15 protein-coding genes are annotated in these 20,560 nt (G+C 29.7%); 5 read left to right on the forward strand and 10 right to left on the reverse strand.

Going from position 1 to position 20,560, the window contains the following annotated elements; genetic code table 11:
* Positions 1 to 146: 146 nt before the first annotated feature.
* On the forward strand, positions 147 to 941 hold the full coding sequence (locus HZI73_RS18775; protein WP_212694900.1) for a class I SAM-dependent methyltransferase: 795 nt from the start codon (positions 147 to 149) through the stop codon (positions 939 to 941).
* Here the strand turns inward: HZI73_RS18775 and HZI73_RS18780 are convergent, their stop codons facing one another.
* From HZI73_RS18780 to HZI73_RS18800, 5 genes are all read right to left on the reverse strand, one after another.
* A complete protein-coding gene (locus HZI73_RS18780) occupies positions 942 to 1,781 on the reverse strand; it encodes an SDR family NAD(P)-dependent oxidoreductase (protein WP_212694901.1) in 840 nt (279 codons plus the stop codon).
* 143 nt (positions 1,782 to 1,924) lie between these two features.
* Positions 1,925 to 3,031, reverse strand: coding sequence for a WG repeat-containing protein (locus HZI73_RS18785; protein WP_212694902.1), 1,107 nt, complete (start codon positions 3,029 to 3,031; stop codon positions 1,925 to 1,927).
* 17 nt (positions 3,032 to 3,048) lie between these two features.
* On the reverse strand, positions 3,049 to 3,222 hold the full coding sequence (locus HZI73_RS18790) for a hypothetical protein (RefSeq protein ID WP_212694903.1): 174 nt from the start codon (positions 3,220 to 3,222) through the stop codon (positions 3,049 to 3,051).
* A gap of 46 nt (positions 3,223 to 3,268) precedes the next feature.
* Positions 3,269 to 4,336, reverse strand: a complete 1,068-nt coding sequence (locus HZI73_RS18795) for a methyltransferase domain-containing protein (protein WP_212694904.1) — start codon at positions 4,334 to 4,336, stop codon at positions 3,269 to 3,271.
* Positions 4,337 to 5,745: 1,409 nt separating this feature from the next.
* Positions 5,746 to 6,279 (reverse strand): hypothetical protein, encoded by a 534-nt coding sequence (locus tag HZI73_RS18800; protein WP_212694905.1) that lies wholly within the window; start codon positions 6,277 to 6,279, stop codon positions 5,746 to 5,748.
* 253 nt (positions 6,280 to 6,532) lie between these two features.
* Here HZI73_RS18800 and HZI73_RS18805 point away from each other — a divergent pair, with 253 nt between their 5' ends.
* Both HZI73_RS18805 and HZI73_RS18810 read left to right on the forward strand, forming a co-directional pair.
* Positions 6,533 to 6,799: a transposase gene (locus HZI73_RS18805; RefSeq protein ID WP_212694906.1), complete on the forward strand. Its 267-nt coding sequence runs from the start codon at positions 6,533 to 6,535 to the stop codon at positions 6,797 to 6,799.
* Between the two features lie 713 nt (positions 6,800 to 7,512).
* Complete coding sequence (locus HZI73_RS18810; protein WP_212694907.1) at positions 7,513 to 7,782, forward strand: helix-turn-helix domain-containing protein; 270 nt, start codon at positions 7,513 to 7,515, stop codon at positions 7,780 to 7,782.
* Positions 7,783 to 9,003: 1,221 nt separating this feature from the next.
* On the opposite strand, the gene HZI73_RS18815 is transcribed toward HZI73_RS18810, so the two are convergent.
* The 5 genes from HZI73_RS18815 to HZI73_RS18830 form a co-directional block, all read right to left on the reverse strand.
* Complete coding sequence (locus tag HZI73_RS18815; RefSeq protein WP_212694908.1) at positions 9,004 to 10,224, reverse strand: IS256 family transposase; 1,221 nt, start codon at positions 10,222 to 10,224, stop codon at positions 9,004 to 9,006.
* Positions 10,225 to 10,670: 446 nt separating this feature from the next.
* The gene (locus HZI73_RS18820) at positions 10,671 to 15,020 is read right to left on the reverse strand and encodes a metallophosphoesterase (RefSeq protein ID WP_212694909.1); all 4,350 of its coding nucleotides are present in this window, start codon (positions 15,018 to 15,020) and stop codon (positions 10,671 to 10,673) included.
* A 428-nt stretch (positions 15,021 to 15,448) separates the two neighbouring features.
* On the reverse strand, positions 15,449 to 15,553 hold the full coding sequence (locus HZI73_RS26960; RefSeq protein ID WP_456300853.1) for a hypothetical protein: 105 nt from the start codon (positions 15,551 to 15,553) through the stop codon (positions 15,449 to 15,451).
* Positions 15,554 to 15,579: 26 nt separating this feature from the next.
* Positions 15,580 to 15,849 (reverse strand): CDI toxin immunity protein, encoded by a 270-nt coding sequence (locus HZI73_RS18825; RefSeq protein WP_212694910.1) that lies wholly within the window; start codon positions 15,847 to 15,849, stop codon positions 15,580 to 15,582.
* Positions 15,850 to 16,050: 201 nt separating this feature from the next.
* Entirely contained in the window at positions 16,051 to 16,878 is an 828-nt protein-coding gene (locus HZI73_RS18830; protein ID WP_212694911.1) for a potassium channel family protein, read from the reverse strand.
* 545 nt (positions 16,879 to 17,423) lie between these two features.
* Between HZI73_RS18830 and HZI73_RS18835 the strand changes: the two genes are divergently transcribed.
* Both HZI73_RS18835 and HZI73_RS18840 read left to right on the forward strand, forming a co-directional pair.
* Positions 17,424 to 19,334, forward strand: coding sequence for a hypothetical protein (locus tag HZI73_RS18835; RefSeq protein WP_212694912.1), 1,911 nt, complete (start codon positions 17,424 to 17,426; stop codon positions 19,332 to 19,334).
* Between the two features lie 330 nt (positions 19,335 to 19,664).
* A complete protein-coding gene (locus tag HZI73_RS18840; RefSeq protein ID WP_212694911.1) occupies positions 19,665 to 20,492 on the forward strand; it encodes a potassium channel family protein in 828 nt (275 codons plus the stop codon).
* The last annotated feature ends 68 nt before the right edge of the window (positions 20,493 to 20,560 follow it).

A 20,560-nucleotide genomic window follows, 5' to 3' on the forward strand; every position in this document is an offset into this window, starting at 1 on the left:
CTATCACTCCAATTTCCATGTCTATAACTTGTATATTTACTCTTGTTTAAGTTGCAAATTATTAATAATTCCTATACAATAAGGTTCCTGATAGTTAGCTTTCATTTGAGCTAAATAATGTCTGATAATGTGAAAGGATGTGTATCATGAATAAGCAAAGTAAAATTAATAAAAAGGCATGGTCTTATAGGGCTACTGAATTCTGGAGTAATAAACTAGGTAAACCCAGTCAAGCAGCCAAAGACATGATAGAACGACCTCATTATTACTTGCGTAGACATATTCAATTTTTCGATGAAATAAGAGGGAAGAAAATCATTAATCCTCTTGGCTCATGTGGTCAAAAAGCAGTTCCTTTAGCCATACTTGGTGCTGATGTAACCGTTGTTGATATTTCAGAAGAAAACAAGAAATATGCTACTGACATTGCAGTAGCAGCCAATGTAAATCTAACTTATATTGTATCTGATTTCTTAGAATTTAACATTGATAACATACACAATCCATTTGATATTGCTTACCTTGAAGGTGGCGTATTGCATTATTTTTCAGACTTACATAAATTCGCTAATAAGCTATATTCGTTGTTAAAACTTGATGGGAAGTTAATATTAAATGATTTTCACCCATTTAGAAAACTACTTCAGGAACGTGATATTTTTAAAGATGCAAATGACAATCTTGAACTCACTGGCAACTACTTTGAGAGCGAGTTAATCGTAGGTGAAGTTTCTTACGAAAAGTACTTGTCCCATAATACACAAGATGAATTCCCAAAATGCCTTTTGAGGTATTGGACTATGGGCGAAATTATTACGGCCTTTGCATCAGCTGGTTTTGTAATAAAACAGCTTGTGGAAGGTCCACGATTTGATTCTTACAAAAATCTCCCTGGTGATTTTACTTTGATTGCATTAAAACAAGAACTAGCTGAAAAATAATTAACACGTTTCCAACGTTAAAGGTATTGGCTGTTTTCCATCTATATCTGTAAACCCATATTCTTTTGCTAACTGAGCAGCTATACATACTTTACCAGTTTTTGATATGACATTAGAATCGGAAGCTAATGCTATAATTGCTCGCCCAATAAATTCAGGAGATTCGGAATTAGATAAGTCAAAATAATCCTGTGCTGCCAACACGGATTCCGTTCTTACCAAACCTGGATATAAAGAAACAACAGCAACATGATACTTTTCAAGTTCATAAGCCATTGTAGCCGTCATCTTATCCGTTGCAGCCTTCGCAGTTCCATAAGCAACACCTCGATCATTCTTTTGTGATGCCCAAAATGAAATATTAATAATCAAACTGGAGTTTTGTTTGATCATGATTGGTGCTGCTAGATGACTTGTCATATAATGAGCCGTTACACCAGCGTCAAACATACTATTCCATCGTGACATTGGCGTTGTCCAGAATTCTTGTTCTTTCCAAAACTCTGTACCATTATTAAAATGTTCATATCCACCCCAAACGTTGTTGACAAGGATATCTATTTGTCCTTGTTCAGCCATGATTGTATCAATAACCTTTTCCACTTCTACCTGTATCGTATGGTCACATTTTAAACCAATGGCTATACCCCCATGTTTTTTAACATCATTTTCTGTAGTCTTCAAAGAACCTGAAAGTTTAACTGCACCTTCATATTCTTTTTCAGTTCTTCCAGTAAAATAAACGATTACTCCAGCTTTTGCAAGTGCAATAACAATGCCTTTTCCGATACCTCGCGTTGCACCTGTAACAAGTGCTACTTTCCCTTTTATATCTTTCATATATACACACCCCTTTACGAAATTGTAATGTATAAGAAAATTTTACCAGAACATTTGTTCTCCGTCAAATCTTTTTACAATTTCTTGATAAAATGAGAGCTTACTTAGAAAATAGTTTTCCAACCTATTCGTTTTTTAATGTTTTAAGGAAATATCCATCTACCCTTCTTATCAATATATCCTTTAATATTACCTAAAGAGACTTTTGCTCTTTCATGACTAAAATCATTAGCCGTATCATATTTAGGACTAATTACGAAAGACTCATTGATATCTATATAACCATATTTCCCACCTAATTTAGCAACTGCTAATGCCTCACTAAAATTTGACAAGAATTGATATTTAGGTTCAATAAACCAATCACCAGTTTTATCAATCATACCATACATATGATTGGGAAGCACCACCACAGCTAAACCATTCTTAAAATCAAATGCCCATGCATAATTTGGAGAAATTACAATATTACCATTCAAATCCAATCCTCCGTATTTTTGTGTGTTTTTATCATAACAGAATGCTATCCCGTCTTTAAACTCGTTTAATCTATCATATTTGGGTTCTATTATTATTTCATTATCTTTATTTATAGCTCCCCATTTACCGTTATTAAATAAAACTGGGGCTAGACCATTACTAAATTTGCTTGCTTGTTCATATTGAGGCTCAATAACCATGTTACCTAGTTCGTTTATATAACCATATTTATCTTCAATCCTTACAGCTGCAAGCCCCTCGCTAAAAGGGAATGCATTCGTATAGTTTAAATCTATTATTATTTCTCCTTCAGTATCAATATAGCCCCAATTATAACTACTACTATATCTATACCCACCATTCTTATTTTTATCATAAATAGCTACAGCTGCTTTCTGTTCACTAAATGATTTTATAGTATTATATATAGGCTCTACTACAAGTTCACCATTTTTATCTATAACGCCCTCTTTATAATTTATTTCTACTACCGCAAGATTTTCACTAAAATCATATGCAATATCAAATGTAGGTTTAATAACCACATCTCCATATGTATTAATGTAACCAGATTTCCCTTCTGATCGAATATGTGCTAGTCCATCACGGAAATCACCATAAGCTCTATAGTCTTGCATTTGTGTAGTTAAATTAGTGGTTTTATTATTTGCATCATTATGGGATGTATCTGAAAACTTGTGGTTTTTATCAGGACGACAACTAACAATGCTTATTGTACAAGTGATTAATATTACAACAAATACTTTCATGAATCTATTCACTGATTTCACTCCATATTCTGTAAGACGTATATATTTATATTATACGATAGAATATAAGGCTTATTAGTGATTGTTACTTCTTTTTTCAAGTATTTTATTCTATTATTTTGTAATCCAAAATGTGGTTCAATCTTTAATAGCATGTCTTCCAGTGTACTGTCTTTTGTTCTTTCAATCATGTAATAACCACTATCGTTAATTAACGAGCTCTATTTGTTTGTATATCTACAGTTTTCTTGCCTTAATGATAAAAGCCGTTGGCAACATCAACGCCTTTTTACCAAAATCAGTTCCTGATGATATAGCTCTTTCTTTATCCGTTTCTTCAATTAGTGATTCAATAGCAAAACCATTTCTGGCAAGTGTATTAATATATGTACTCAGCATACGGTTAGAGAGCATAATCTCTTTATCGCTCATATCGGCACAATACCATTCTTCATTAAAGTACGAATTACTAAAAACAAATTTATCATCTTCAATAGACACGCATTTATGAATAGGATGTGACCATCCAAAAACAAAGATTCCATCTTTTTTCAGATATGAATGTACATGTTCAAAGGTCTGGTCCAAACTTGTTGTCCAACCCACTCCAAAAACTGAAAACACTATATCAAAATAGTCGGTCGGCAACCCACATTCCTCCTCCATCGGGGAACATATTAGATTAGCACTAATTTTTTGTGAACTTAAATAGCTTTTAGTTTTATTAATTTGATTTGCTGAAATATCCACTCCCCATAAGTCTTTTGCTCCTAAACCAGCAACATAATCTAATGAGTGACCATTACCACAACCAAGTTCAAGTATACTTTTACCTGATAAATCTCCAAGTAAATTCAATTTTAGTTCCGATGGTAAATACCCACCCCAACTTGGTAAAGCAGTTACTCCCAAAAATTCACTACCAATTGTATTCCAAAACTCGGTGTTAGTCTTATGAGTTTTACTCACATCCATATCTATATTAGCCACCTTGCCTAGAACTTTTCCACCAACTACATTTTTTTTAGTTTTTTCTGCATCTTCAATAAGCTTCATTATGTTTTCCTCAACTTTCTTTTTATAGTCAGTATCGGTCAACTTTACACCAGAGAACAACTCATTTAGATTAATTTTAAGCGATTCACAAAGTGGCATCATAAGGGATAATTCCGGCATTCCTTTACCACATTCCCATTTGCTAATAGTTTTGTTACTAATTCCTAGAACATCAGCAAGTTCAATTTGGGTTAAATTTTGTTGCTTTCTCAGTACTGCAATAAATCGTCCAATTTCAACTTGATCCAACGCGACACCACCTCTCTATAGTCATTATATTTCATTAGTAAATATAAAAAAACCTACGAATCGTAGAATTATATAAAACAGTTAATAAGCTAATGAACTCTTTGGTAAATAGCTTATCATTGCTTTGTCTGCACTTTCACATAAATATCATAATCAAAATGCAACCCCATCTAAAAAAGGTGCAATGAAAATGATTGATTTTTAAACTTTCTTTGGTTAAACAATAAAGGCAATAGAATTATAACACAACAATAATTCCTATAATAGATGAAAATATAGTCTGTGAAAAGCATAGAGAAAATTCAGTTGCTCCAACAAGTTTTATATCGCCACCACCAATACTACCATCTTGAATCCATTACAAGAAATGGGAATAGAGATAAAAAAAGACCCAAAAGCGCTTTGCTAGATTTATATTGGTAACTCTAACAAGTTAGGTATTATCCTATATATCTATAGTCAAAATAAGATGCTATTCTAGACGATATAGAGCGAAATATTCTTAATCACCACGATTTGTGATTCATGATTTATGAGTACTAATTATGTAAACAAAAGGCTAAGAAATATGAATAGTAACTTAAGCTTCCAAGACATACTAAAGGTATTCTTATTTATTTTCATATTTAGGGTGGGAGTAATTGTATTTGTTTGATAAAAGAGGAGACCAGTAATATTGAATTTTAATTGCGATATTACAGAATAAAAGAGAAAGGCTTAATTTAGTTCTTTACCATTTATATTAGTTTCAAAAACAAAATAATTTGGTACAATGTAGATATAGTGTCATTTCATTTTTATTATTTATCTGAAATCAATAGGCATAAATGGAAACCTCTATGTCCAACCATGGGGATAATATATTCTTTCAATAAAAACATAAAGTAGGGCTTATTGGAATTGCTCTGTTGAATACAGGATAAAATTCCTTGAATAAGTTGTCTAGAAAAATATTTTCAATGCAATTGCTACTATAAAAAATATTGCACTTGTTTTAAGAAAATATTTTATTCTATTTTTATAAATATCTTTATCATTCTTATCAAATAGCCAAAATACATAGATAATACAACTTAAAAGCAAAGTAAAGATACCTGATACAATAAACATGAAGCTAAAAATTTCAACGTTACTCCACATACCACTAAACCTGAACATGGGGTACTCCTTTCAATAGGTAATTGAGAATAATAGTATAACTTTAAGAAAATCATTTGAAAATAATTCATCAATTAAATATCTATCATTTGAAAAATAATACATCATAAACTAATATTATTATATCAAATAGTTGATAAAAAATATATAAAATACTTTAATTTTCTCCAGTTAATAAAAAGGGCTAAAATCAGCCCTTTCATGATAGTGATTATGTAAATGTAAAACTTTCAAACTAAAATTAATCTTAATTAAGCTGGAAATTCTATAGTTGTCCATGAATAGGAATCAATATCCCAATCCGTTATTTCTTCTAGTGTAAAAGGATACCCATTCGCCTGTGATATTGAACAATTAATAGGACTAAGGTTTCCATAGAAATCAGATCTAAAAAATCTTACTCTTAATTTCTTACCATTGTAACGTATACCATCAGCTGCATCATCGATTTGTTGAGCAATAGCGTTTCTATTAATATTATATGCAGTCAAACCTAGAGAAATGCCAGTACCAGTAACACCAACCCATGGAGCCGTAAAAAGTAATCCACCACTCAAAACTGCTAGACCAATATCAATATACATTGGATTTCTTATAGTATCTGCAAGTGCATCTGCCTCAGCATAGGTTAGATATAGTATTTCTTCATACAAAACTATCCCTGGCGCTTGATCTGATGCTTCAACACCCTTAAATACCATTGTAGAAGCATTTGAAGTCACAGAAAAAGAACATAACAGCATGATAGCTAAAGCTAAACTTATCATTTTTTTTGTGTTTTTCATATTATCAATCTCCTTTTTAATATAATTTGTACTTGACGTTTACAATATAATAATAACTCTATATCATAATACATTAAATAGACCAATTGGTTTACACTGTTCATTTAATTATATGAACAGCGTTAATTAGTTTAATAATTCTACTGCATTACTAAATAATATATTATTTTAATATTCGAAACTCAATTGGAGTTAGACATAAATATACTTAAACTCAAAAATATATATAATACTTTGAGAAGGAGAGATATTTATGGGAACTAAAAATAAAAGACACTATATAGCTGTGTTTAAACAAGATGCAGTCAATTATTATCATTCATCAGACAAATCAATGGCAAAGGTAGCCGAAGAACTTCAAGTAAGTCAGGCATCAATCAACAATTGGATACAAAATGCCAAGAAAAATGATGGTATCGTAATCTTTCAATACATTGATGGATTCTACAATACAAGACGAACCCACAGTACATGTGGTTTAGAGTCACCTAATAATAACGAGATGTCAAATCTTACATAATAAGGTACAACATAGTTTGTTAAATTTAAGTTGTCCGATATCTTGGCACAAGACCAATCTGGTTATATCTATAAATATTGTACAAAACTATGTATAGTATAAGATTACGGCTTAAAAGTATTGTAGACATATTTAATCAAAATTTGAGCTTCATATTTAGTTATATTAGTACCAGGATAAAAAATTTACAACTTATAAAATGCTCTTATTTTCAATGATTGAAAGGTGTCAAAAGAACTACTTTAATTTATATATGTTTTTTACGAATATAAGGTGAACGAAATTGCATTTCAAATCATAAAAGTATTACATTAATATGTACATCATATTATTATTTAATTAAATCAACATCTTGTAATGTGTTTATTATTCAAAAAAATATTATATAGTGTTATAATTATATTGATAATGTTGAATATTGTTGAAGTAGAGTACTAGTTTAATAGAAAACTAAATATAGTAAGTAAGCTTGCTTTTGTATGATATTTTAGAAAACCTATTGATCATTTAAATTTTATAGTATTCTGACATAATATAATAGTGATAACTCTTTAACCATTTATAAGTTAGAATGATAACTATAAATATGTTTAACCCAAACAAATATATATTAAGCTTTTCTTTTTAATTATGTACTCTACTATAAATTAAAATTAAATTTTATTTTAATTTGCCGTTTTCTTTAATGAATCAATTGGAAGGAGAGGTTACAAATGAATGAACAAAAAAAAACAGTAGGAGAAGTAATTAGAAATTTAAGACTAGAAAAAGGTTTAACCCAAAAAGAATTAGCAGAAGGTTGTTGTTCTAAACAACATGTCTATAGGCTTGAAGCTAGTAAACGATTACCGTCAGCTTATATCGTTAAATTATTCTCAAACAAATTAGGGTATTCATTAATTAATGATGTGTACTCAAATGATTGTGACTGGAATGTTCATGCCTCTTATTATAATGTACATAAGGTTGGACGCAAATTCTAAAAAATAAGTTATAATATAGATATGAGTAGAAAAAGAAGAACTTTTAGTCTACAAGAAAAAGCAGAAATATTACTTAGAATTCTTCTAGAAGAAAGCACTTTGGATGAAATATACTATAGCGCAACCAGTCTTAAGCAGTTGGGAAATTGAGTTTGTTACCAATATGAATAATATATCTAACCTATGCTGAGGTAGATGCACTTGCAGATACTATAAGAAATCTAATGTATATTGATATTGGTCTAGCTTTTGAGTGGTGGATTACTTTTTACGGCTCCATGGGTTGGTGTTACTGGTACTGGCATTTCTCTAGGTTTGACTGCATATAATATTAATAGAAACGCTATTGCTCAACAAATCGATGATACAGCTGATGGTATACGTTACAATGGTAAGAAATTAAGAATAAGATTTTTTAGGATCTGATTTCTATGGAAACCTTAGTCCTATTATTTGTTCAATATCACAGGCGAATGGATATCCTTTTACACTAGAAGAAATAACGGATTGGGATATTGATTCCTATTCATGGACAATCGTAGAATTTCCAACTTAATTAAGATTAATTTTAGTTTGAAAGTTTTACATTTACATAATCACTATCATGAAAAGGGCTGATTTTAGCCCTTTTTATTAACTGGAGAAAGTTAAAGTATTTTATATATTTTTTATCAACTATTTGATATAATAATATTAGTTTATGATGTATTATTTTTCAAATGATAGATATTTAATTGATGAATTATTTTCAAATGATTTTCTTAAAGTTATACTATTATTCTCAATTACCTATTGAAAGGAGTACCCCATGTTCAGGTTTAGTGGTATGTGGAGTAACGTTGAAATTTTTAGCTTCATGTTTATTGTATCAGGTATCTTTACTTTGCTTTTAAGTTGTATTATCTATGTATTTTGGCTATTTGATAAGAATGATAAAGATATTTATAAAAATAGAATAAAATATTTTCTTAAAACAAGTGCAATATTTTTTATAGTAGCAATTGCATTGAAAATATTTTTCTAGACAACTTATTCAAGGAATTTTATCCTGTATTCAACATCCAATTCGAGAAGGGAATAATCTCTGTAAATTAGCTTTCTATGATAAGTTTTGAGGGCATGAACACTTGTAATATGCAATACTCATGCCTATCTCAACTATATGATATACTTAAGAGCATGTCAATAAAACCCTTGCTTTACGTGTATTTTAGGGTTTTCTTATAACCATCCTTCGAACATGATGGAAAGTTCTCCATGGATCTTCCCCCAATTACGGACGGACATACTCCACCTCTTAGTTGCTTCAAATGTCGCTAAATATAGAGCTTTAAGCAATGCCTTATCACTTGGGAAAACGCTTCTTCCTCGATTTAGCCTACGATAAGTGCTGTTTAGACTTTCTATAGCATTTGTTGTGTAAATTACTTTGCGAACATTCGCCGAAAACTTAAATATAGGGCTAATTACATCCCAATTCATAGACCAGCTTCGCATAGCATTTGGATAATGAGTATCCCACATTTCAGTAACTTCAAGCATTCTTTCATGGGCTATTTCTTCAGATGGTGCTTGATAAATAGTCTTTAAATCTATTGCAAATTTCTTCTTGTCTTTGTATGATACATATTTTAAGGTATTTCTTACTTGATGTACTATACATCTTTGATATTCAGTCTTTGGAAAAGCTACATTTACAGCCTCCTTCATTCCTGATAATCCGTCTGCGCAAAGAATTAGAATGTCCTGAACTCCACGATTTTTCAATTCATTTAGGATGCCTAGCCAATATTTACTACTTTCGTTTTGTCCTATTTGAAGACTGATGACTTCTTTCATACCATCCTCATTAATTCCAAGAATAACATATGCAGCAATCTTCTTAATGACATTATTATCTCTAACCGAGAAATGGATAGCATCTACAAACACGATGGGATAAACCCTAGATAGGGGACGGTGTTGCCAATCTTCTATTTCTGGAAGAAGTTTATTCGTAATGTTAGATACCATACCTTCGCTAACTTCGAATTCATAAATATCCTCTATTTGCTCAGATATTTGCCTAGTGGATAACCCTTTTGCATACATAGCTATTATTTTATCGTCAATGTGAGAAATATTCTTTTGGCGTTTTTGTACGATTTGAGGTTGAAAGGATGAATCTCTATCTTGTGGCACGTCAATATCTATCTCGCCATATTTACTACGTACAGTTTTTGATTTACACCCATTACGAGAGTTAGAATTATTCGTTCGCTCATAAGGTTCATATCCTAGATGATCGTCAAGTTCAGCCTCCATCATACTTCCAATAGTACCGCCAAACAGATCTTTTAATGCATCTTGAATATCTTCAGCTGATTTGATATCATACTCTTGTAAAAGAGCAGCAATAATGTTTTGTTTTCCTTCTGATAATTTCTTCTTCCTTTTCGCCATTATAAAATAGCCTCCTATGATATTTATTTTATCATAGAAAGCCATTCAAAATTTGTATTTTACAGACTTTTTTTCACCGTCTCATCAATTGCTTAATTACTAAGTATGATTTATCTAATAGCTATTACTATTAAATAAAATTCCTCTTACTGATAAGGTCCTCTACTTAATAATAAAATTAATACACAGCATGTATACAATGTACATATAGTACTGGTATATAGCCTAGAGTAATATGTTGACCCCAGAGCAACTCACAGGAAGACTTCGAAGAACAAACCCAAAACCTCCCCCCTTTCTTTATCGCCCTTTGGGAGACTTCTTTTTAGAATATTGCCCTATGGGCAATAAATGGTTCTCAATGTACTAATTAGTTGTTCAGTTCAAGATTCTCTTATAATACAAACTCACTCTTCGTATTACACTTGTCTTAGATAATTTTATGATTATATTTCTAACCAATTCATTATATCTTCACCTAAGTCAATATCTAAATTTACTGAGATAACTCCCAATATTTTTTTTATAGCTACATCATCTGATAAGAAATAACATCTATCTATTTGACTTTTAATCGTCCTATTCCAACCAATAAATTTAGACTTGTGAATTGATAAAAAGTTTAACCAAAATAACTTAAAATAATCACCTACTATCATTTTAAACATTGGTGGAAATCCAATGTATTGATTATTAATTAGTGGAGCACATAATAATTGTATTTTTATGCTATGATTTGGATCATTGCATAAAGTAGAAGCACCAATATAGTACAATGCTTTAAGCCATGTATCTTGAGAATTAATTATATGGCTATACTCGTTTGAAAAATTATTAAAGTCTTTTTTCGTATTGAAAACCGAAACAAATAAATTCATTATATTGTCCCATAGCTCTTGATTACTATATGTTTCTTTTGCTTGATTACATATATCAATAATTTCATGTGCATAATCTTGTGCTAATTTTGCATCCAAAAAGTGAATTGTACTTACTTTCATAAAAGATGGTATCGCCCAGTAAATTATCATCTTTTTTTCAGCTTCTAATTTAGTACTATTTAATATCTCATTTTTATATGTTACGAATTCGGTATTGTCACCTTTCTCATTAGAATTACCAACATTATTTCTGACTAAATTAATAATACAATCTAATTGTATAACCAACGCATCTCTATACATATTTCTATTTATTAGATAACTGCCTAAACGATATCCATCCGCTATTAGAATGTGTTTATTATGAGATTTCATTCCCATGTCATACGCACTTATTGCCCACTCTTCAGCTTTATCATATTCACCAATCTTTTCTGCGAACCAATAAGTATGGATAGCTAGCACATAATCCATACTTTGATCATATTGCTCAGCTAAAAGAGGACTATCGTTAAGAAACATTCGTCTATAGGGACGTTTATATGGAGTTCCATCCTTTGTTTTATCTGGAGCACTTCCAGTTTGTAAAAGAATAATTATATACCCTGAAACGTGTCCAAAAATAGTAAACACTTCTTTCCAACTATTACTATCTTTTTTATTTCCTAATAATATATTAACCGCTTCATCATAATATAAAAACATATCCTCTACATTTTTCGCTTCCCATAATGCTATAATACACTCTCCAATTACTTTAACTAAATAATATTTAGGTATACTTTGGTTGCTTTTAGAAATTTCAACAGCCTGTTTTGCATATTGGGCAGATTCTTCTAAATCATTAAATGCTATTGCTTCACTTAGTTTTAAGTATGTATCTACTTTCTCAAATAGATATAAGTTTATATTATTAGATAAAGCATCTTTAAGCCACTTTATAGCATCAGTATATTTTCCCTTGTATACTAATTGTTTTCCAGTAATAGACTTTATAATAAACTGTATTATTGGATTATTTGAAGCTAATTTAAGAGACGCATTAGCTAGTTTAATAGCTTCATTAAGATTTTGCTGATTTTCAGCTAAAATAATGATTCTCCCTCTTATAGCGCAAGCCCATAAAATTTCTAAATTTCTTTGATAGGCAAAATATGTTAATTCGATAAAGTAGTCCATTAACAATTTCCATTCCTGTTTTTCTTTTTTATATTCAATGAGCCATATATTATCAATTATACTGAAACAACATTGTTCAGCAAGCGTATCACTAAAAGCAATCTTAAGTTGGTCGTGAGATAAACTACTAAGGGTATCTATCCAATTTCTAATATCTTTATACGATTTAATCGAAGCTCCTGTTAACCAAATGATAGATTCTGGTTTTATTGTTTCGGGTAATAATACAGGTTCACCGTTAGGTAATTGCATATCAGATAATGAATCTATGGAATTTAATAAATATTTATTTGCTTTTTGAGGTTTAGTTAGTGCAAGTATTGTTGACATATAAAAAGTGATATGAGGTATACTTAACTCATTTATTAGATTATCAAAGTCCTCAAGTAATTTCTTTATATCTTTCCCTATTCTTATACAAAACTTAATTTGGATTACTCTTAAATACAATTTAGTCTCAATATTCATTTGTGGTGGTAATGATATATTGTACCAGATACCTGCAAATCCCCACTCATCAGTAATCAAATTTCTTGAATCCATTTCATTTAGTGTTTTGATTAGTACATAACCAGCATCATCAAATTTTTCGGCATCAATAAAGTGAGTGATAGCTCTTAAAATTTCTAATGGTGTAAGAGTTTCTTTTTTCATCAATTCATTTGCCATTGATAAGTTCAAAGAGCGTTTTGTAGTTAACGTAATATTTTTTTCAGCAATCTTTTTAATAAGAGGTGATACAATAAATTTATTGTTTTCTTCTTTAACCCATATGTTTATTAGTTTATTGAAATTCTCTAAAGGTAATTCAATTATTGGTAATATATTACATATAATTCTAACATCATTAAATGTAAATGCCCAACCGATTGTTGACAGTCTATATAACAACTCTCTTTCTTGAGGATTATTTAAGGTTTTAATTACTATATCTTGTATTTCACTTTCAAGATTTAAAGAATATCTATCATTGATAATATCCATTAGTATTTCATTTGTAAACTGCCACTCATTAATGGATAAATAATAAATTAATGCCCCTATCAACGAAGGATTTCCTTTTGTTTTAACAGCTATAAAATCCGTAAATTTTTCATTTGTAATTATTTCTTCAGGAGCTTTGTATACCTTTAATAAGTCATTTATTTCGTAGTTAGAGAACTTAGGAATATCTAAGGCCAACGTTTCTTCTCCTATAGATTGTCGTACATTTAATGGAATATCTTCTATTCCAGTAGATATAATTTTAATATTGCGTTTTTTGCATTGAAGGACAAACCTGAGAAATAATTCCCTTAAGTTGGATAAAAGCATTGGCACATCATCAAATATTATTAGAGTATGTTCATTTATTTGCTCGCAAACGTTTTTACAAAAATGTTCTAAATGATGTGATGAAGGGACCCCTGTTAGTGAAATTAATAATTCATATATATTATTATAAGCTTGTTTTGAATTAAATCCTTTAAGAGTAATCCATAGTGTATTGTTTTTCCATTTTTGTGCCACTAAAGTGGCTAGATAAGTTTTACCTGACCAAATATCACCATGTAAATGTATCCATGTTTTCTCCTTTAAAATTCCTATTAAATCGTTAACATTGTCTTGACGAGTAGATATTTTTGTAGAAATAATTGGAATATCTATATGTATGTTCCTTTTAGAATTTTTAATTGTTAGCTCTTTATAATCAGTACTACTTTTTAAGTACTGCGAAATGATATTATTTACATCTGTGTTTGCCAAATTAATATTTGTTGATTTTATGCATTCAGCATTTTTTTTTACATTATTTTTTAATAATCTATTTATCGAAATCTCTAAACTATTACCAGAAGCTCTTCTTGAAACTTCATTATCTTCAACCCATTTCCCTAAACTTTGAGACCACTTATGGAATGTAATTTGTCCATTACCAGTTTCTATGTCTAAAGAACCCGTTACTATCCCAACCGTGGAATAGCTATCGCACATACCAGACCCACAGCTAACATATAGTAAATCATTCTCATTATTAACATTAAATGTGGCTCTAGGTTTATGAACATGTCCACTTAAATACATATCTATATTATGATCTGAAAGATTGTTTTCAAATCTTTTCTGTTCTTCTATAGCTAGACATTCAATGCTATGATGTCCAACTGCTACATTTAAGTTTTCATTATTAATATTTTTTAATGCATTTCGTAACTTTTTTTGACCAATTATTAATTTCTTATGACTATCCTCTCCATCAATACCACTTATTAAACAAGTATTTATATGTATGATATTATAATTCTCTCTACATGCCACATAATGAAGTTCCTCTTGTTTATAGCCATGTCCCATTAACTTATTATAAAAATTAAAGTATTCGTCTTGTCCTGACAATAAATCATTATATATTTCAGTATCAAGCGTATCCACTTCATCAGATGGATTTTCTAAGCTACAAATTCCATTAATAAGTATTTTTCTTTTTTGACTTCTTTTTACATCGTGATTACCTGGTACTATAAAAAGGTTAGTGTTACTTATTTTCAACTCATTTAATATGTTACTTATGAATTCAATGAGTTCATCTGTATATGGTTCACCTCTATATCTAATATCACCAGTAATAACAATAAAGTTATACGATTGCTCTATGGATTTAAGATAGTCAATAGTTTTCTCTCTCATTACTGTTGTATTGTAATTATCAAAATTATAATGTATATCCGATATATGAATCCAATTAATTCTCGTCATTAAGCCACCCTCTTCAATTAATTTAATTACAAAAAATTAATTCAATTTAAATTTAATATAATTATATCTAATAAGAGCATAATTATCAATGAAAAGGGCAGATATAAAGAGTGAGTTTGTATTATAAGAGAATCTTGAACTGAACAACTAATTAGTACATTGAGAACCATTTATTGCCCATAGGGCAATATTCTAAAAAGAAGTCGCCCAAAGGGCGATAAAGAAAGGGGGGAGGTTTTGGGTTTGTTCTTCGAAGTCTTCCTGTGAGTTGCTCTGGGGTCAACATATTACTCTAGGCTATATACCAGCACTATATGTACATTGTATACATGCTGTGTATTATAATTTTATTATTAAGTAGAGAACCTTATCAGTTAGAGGAATTATTATTTAATAGTAATAGCTATTAGATAAATCATACTTAGTAATTAAGCATTGATTATTCCTAAGATAATCTCACCATCATGATAAAATTCTACTATTTTCTTTTTATCTTTTGAGAATATCCAAGTATTAAAACTTACAGCAGTCACATCATCAATTACGTTTAAAATTGATGTTAGTTTAGAAGTATTTTAGGATGATTTATCTCATCCCATACAATAATAATGTCTTCATTATTACCTCCAATGAAATCAATAATACTATCAATAAAATTCTCTGTATCCATACATTTTTTTACTGTTTTCAATTTAACCCAGTTGATTCTTCCCCAGTTTGTAAGAGAAAATGTTTCAAATAATTCTTTTAATAATTGTTCCTTTTGAGTATTAGATAATATTTTGTAATTATCTTGTAGTGCTTCCAAACACTCATCTAAAAGCGTCATTTATATCTCCTCTTTCATATATAACTTTTAAGATTACTCATCCCCTCCACATATAGGGTGATAACTAAGCAAAAACAGAATTTCGTCCCCTAGGCTAGTAAAAGCCAATTCTTATTTTGCTTAGTTATCACCCTATATGTTGAGGGGGCGACTAATCTTTGAATAATTAAAGGATTAATAAATAACAGAAATAGTATATATTTATTCCCTGGCATTATTACTTAATTTATTGAAAATTGAGCTAATAAAAAGCCCAATAATAATTATACCTAATACTGACTCCAAGCCAACTAGAAGTCTCGCCCTATTTGTAATCGGCACAATGTCACCATAACCTAGTGTTGTAATTGTCACCATACTTAAGTATAGCATTCGTTTATATGTTCCCTTTAAACCATAAGGAAGCCCATTCAAACTATCTACAAAGATTTTAAGTTTTCTAGATACTTCCATGGGTAACTTTATACTACACACCTTATTTTCCTTGATCGTAAAAATTCTATCTAATTCAATCTTAGAGTAACCTAAGTCAGTCAAATTAGTGGGCGTCTCGTTTATAAGCCTAAAATAAAAAGTATGAATTTCACTATTACTTTTCAAACTTCCTCCATAACTATGTAATTGAAATTTATCATTTGTTTGAATCCACCCAGTAGCCGATGTCCCTTTATTAAATAAATACACTACAAGACTTATATTTAAGTTTCTACCATCTGCATTAAAATCAGTAACATATAAATCGTTGATATCTAAAATCCAGCCTTGTTCATCATCTAAATATGCAGTTTGTCCATTATTTATATCAATAAAATTTTTCTTTATTGATAATTCAATTTCATCTTTTATGTATTTATATGTATCTTGAACAGAGTTCTCATATTTGATGGTTGTATGATAAAATTCATCACTATAAAGAGTAAAAAGCCCCGAAAAAACAAGTATAAAACCTATGTATATGCAAAGAAAAATGAATCCAGTATTTTTAGTTAAAACACTCTTTGTAAAATTAATCTTTTTTATTCTAGCCATTATTTCGCTCCTTTATCTGTTGTGGTCAAGTCTGCGAATGGTTCTAAGAGCATTCGGCAGGGAAAAGCTTCTGAGAATCTTTCGGTGAGAAGTCATAAAGATACATATCGTATACAATATACATACAATCTTGTCTATAGCTACTACAGCGCCATCCACAGGAAGGCTTCGAAGAACAACCCCAAAAACCTCTCCCTCTTCTTTTTCATTATCGCCCTTTGGGCGACTATATCTATACTTACAACAAAAGTAACTTACTTAATGGCCGTGAAACCTTATTTAAGAAAACATACGTAAATGCTATTAAAAGAGCTAATAATTCTGTATGATTTAATAGCATATATTGATTTTAGGTTTTATTATGATAAAATTATACATATCAATTTTTTTGTTGTTATAATATATAGATAAATAAAATTATTGGTTTATGGTACAGTTATTGCAGAAATAATATTAACATACAACGAAGAATAGTAGTTTATCAATATCACCGACAGAGATTATTTTGTCGCACGTTACTTTAGATTATTCAGAATGGAGGATGTATGGCGGGAATTAAATTCAATTCAAAATATGGTATGGCTTGTGGCTGGGAGCTTAATAAGATTGTAAAAAAAGTTAAGGAAAATGCTATTGAATCTGAGTGGTCTATCACAGATTTAATTGATTTCTACAATATTTTGAAATATATACATATCAAGCAATTTAGTGACTATATAGTTCAAAAAACAGATATTGAAATAAGGACATATGAGAAAAAGATACACCATAAAATAGGTCATTTCATAAACAAGTATAAAAATGACTATATCAATTTTCACGATAACATAGCCTCTAATAGTACTGATGATTTTTGGGAAATATTTGAAAAATATAAGTTATATAAGAAAGTGAAAAATAGTGACTTTAGAGCATTTCTTAATAAAGATAATGTTCACGTATATTCAATACTCAAGTTTAAGCAATTAGCAAAGCATTTTGATAGTGAGATCAAAGAGGTAATATTAACTGATTCTAGCAATGCAAAGATTATTCTGTCAAAATATATTAAAGAAGATAATTTATATTTACCTTCATCTTTGACTGAAACAGAGATTTATAGTTTAATTGATGAATATATTGATTCACCACAAGTTAATATAAATACATTACGGCAGATAATTACGTATCCCGTAGGTAAGGGGCTTAATATACCTGATAAAATCAAGTTACATGCTATGAGAAAAGAAAAAATAGAAGAAAGTAAATTATTTAATGATGGAACTGGTATTAAAACTCGTGTAATGATATCATATCCAAACGACCAAGAAGAAGTAGTAATAATTACGATGAATGATAATACTGCAAATATAAACATAAGTCTAAAATGGATTAAGGAGAACTTAGATTATCCAACACTTTGGAACAATTTTATTTATATTTTTAGTTTTGTGGATATTAAAATGCGACTGCAATTCGTCTCAAAGACAAGTGATATGGGTGTATTAGAATCACTAATGCACCCTAAAGAAGAACACCTTTATACTACTTCGTTTTCTTTTAGATATAATAAAATGCTTTCAAATGCGGAGATATATAGCTATATAAAAGTGCTAAATGATTTTGATATAAGATTGGAAGATATGATTGAATGGTTCTTTAGTAAGTATCTTAAAGATGAATTTAAAATCAGTAATTTTATAGTTAAAATGCCATCTAAAGAAACTTCATATTTTGAAAAGTGTAGAACTATTCTCCCTGAAATTGATAGAATCTTTAAGCAGTATAATCTTTTAGTTGAAGATGGCTTTATTGACCAAGAACTGATTCAAATGTCATCATCAAGTGTTAAAAGCAAAGATATTAAGTCTTTAATTGAAAAGAAGTATGTCTATTCTACAAGTGATTGGTATAAAAGAGCCTCACATTTATTGTTTTCTGACCAGAGTAGTATTTTTTATATGCCAAATAAAGAAGATAATTACGAGAACTTCTTAGATTTAATGATATCTGAACATTTGAAGAAGAATGATTTTGAAGAATATCAGTTGCAAGATATGGAATGGTTATTTGAGAATAATTTAATTTGTGAAGATAAAGAGGGTTATTTAGAATTCATTGACCAGAAAGTCATATATATTTTAAAAGAACTTTTTTATGAGGAAGTAATAAACTATTGGCACTATCCTGATAATATAAGACGAGTGATAGAGGGTCTATATAACCAAAACTTCGTTAATCTTAAGAGTAGCTTATTTTCAAAAAATGAACAAGATTATTTTGATTACTATCTTAATAAGTCTAAATTCACAAATGGTCATGATATTCGAAATAAGTATCTCCATGGAACTAATAGCAATAATGAAAAACAATATAAAACAGATTACCACATAATTTTGAAACTGATTGTAATCGTTGTTATTAAAATTAATGATGACCTATGTATCAAAGAGGATTACATGAGTAATTCTCAATAGGAGTCTATACTAAGTATAATACTTGTATATCTTTTTATATACTGTAAATGAATAAGGTTTCATGATCATTAAGTAAGTTACTTTTGTTGTAAGTATAGATATAGTCGCCCAAAGGGCGATAATGAAAAAGAAGAGGGAGAGGTTTTTGGGGTTGTTCTTCGAAGCCTTCCTGTGGATGGCGCTGTAGTAGCTATAGACAAGATTGTATGTATATTGTATACGATATGTATCTTTATGACTTCTCACCGAAAGATTCTCAGAAGCTTTTCCCTGCCGAATGCTCTTAGAACCATTCGCAGACTTGACCACAACAGATAAAGGAGCGAAATAATGGCTAGAATAAAAAAGATTAATTTTACAAAGAGTGTTTTAACTAAAAATACTGGATTCATTTTTCTTTGCATATACATAGGTTTTATACTTGTTTTTTCGGGGCTTTTTACTCTTTATAGTGATGAATTTTATCATACAACCATCAAATATGAGAACTCTGTTCAAGATACATATAAATACATAAAAGATGAAATTGAATTATCAATAAAGAAAAATTTTATTGATATAAATAATGGACAAACTGCATATTTAGATGATGAACAAGGCTGGATTTTAGATATCAACGATTTATATGTTACTGATTTTAATGCAGATGGTAGAAACTTAAATATAAGTCTTGTAGTGTATTTATTTAATAAAGGGACATCGGCTACTGGGTGGATTCAAACAAATGATAAATTTCAATTACATAGTTATGGAGGAAGTTTGAAAAGTAATAGTGAAATTCATACTTTTTATTTTAGGCTTATAAACGAGACGCCCACTAATTTGACTGACTTAGGTTACTCTAAGATTGAATTAGATAGAATTTTTACGATCAAGGAAAATAAGGTGTGTAGTATAAAGTTACCCATGGAAGTATCTAGAAAACTTAAAATCTTTGTAGATAGTTTGAATGGGCTTCCTTATGGTTTAAAGGGAACATATAAACGAATGCTATACTTAAGTATGGTGACAATTACAACACTAGGTTATGGTGACATTGTGCCGATTACAAATAGGGCGAGACTTCTAGTTGGCTTGGAGTCAGTATTAGGTATAATTATTATTGGGCTTTTTATTAGCTCAATTTTCAATAAATTAAGTAATAATGCCAGGGAATAAATATATACTATTTCTGTTTTGCTATTTAAGTTTTATGCCGAAATATTATAGAAGCTTCAGAGATAATT

The organism is Vallitalea pronyensis, from assembly GCF_018141445.1.
GTDB lineage: Bacteria > Bacillota > Clostridia > Lachnospirales > Vallitaleaceae > Vallitalea > Vallitalea pronyensis.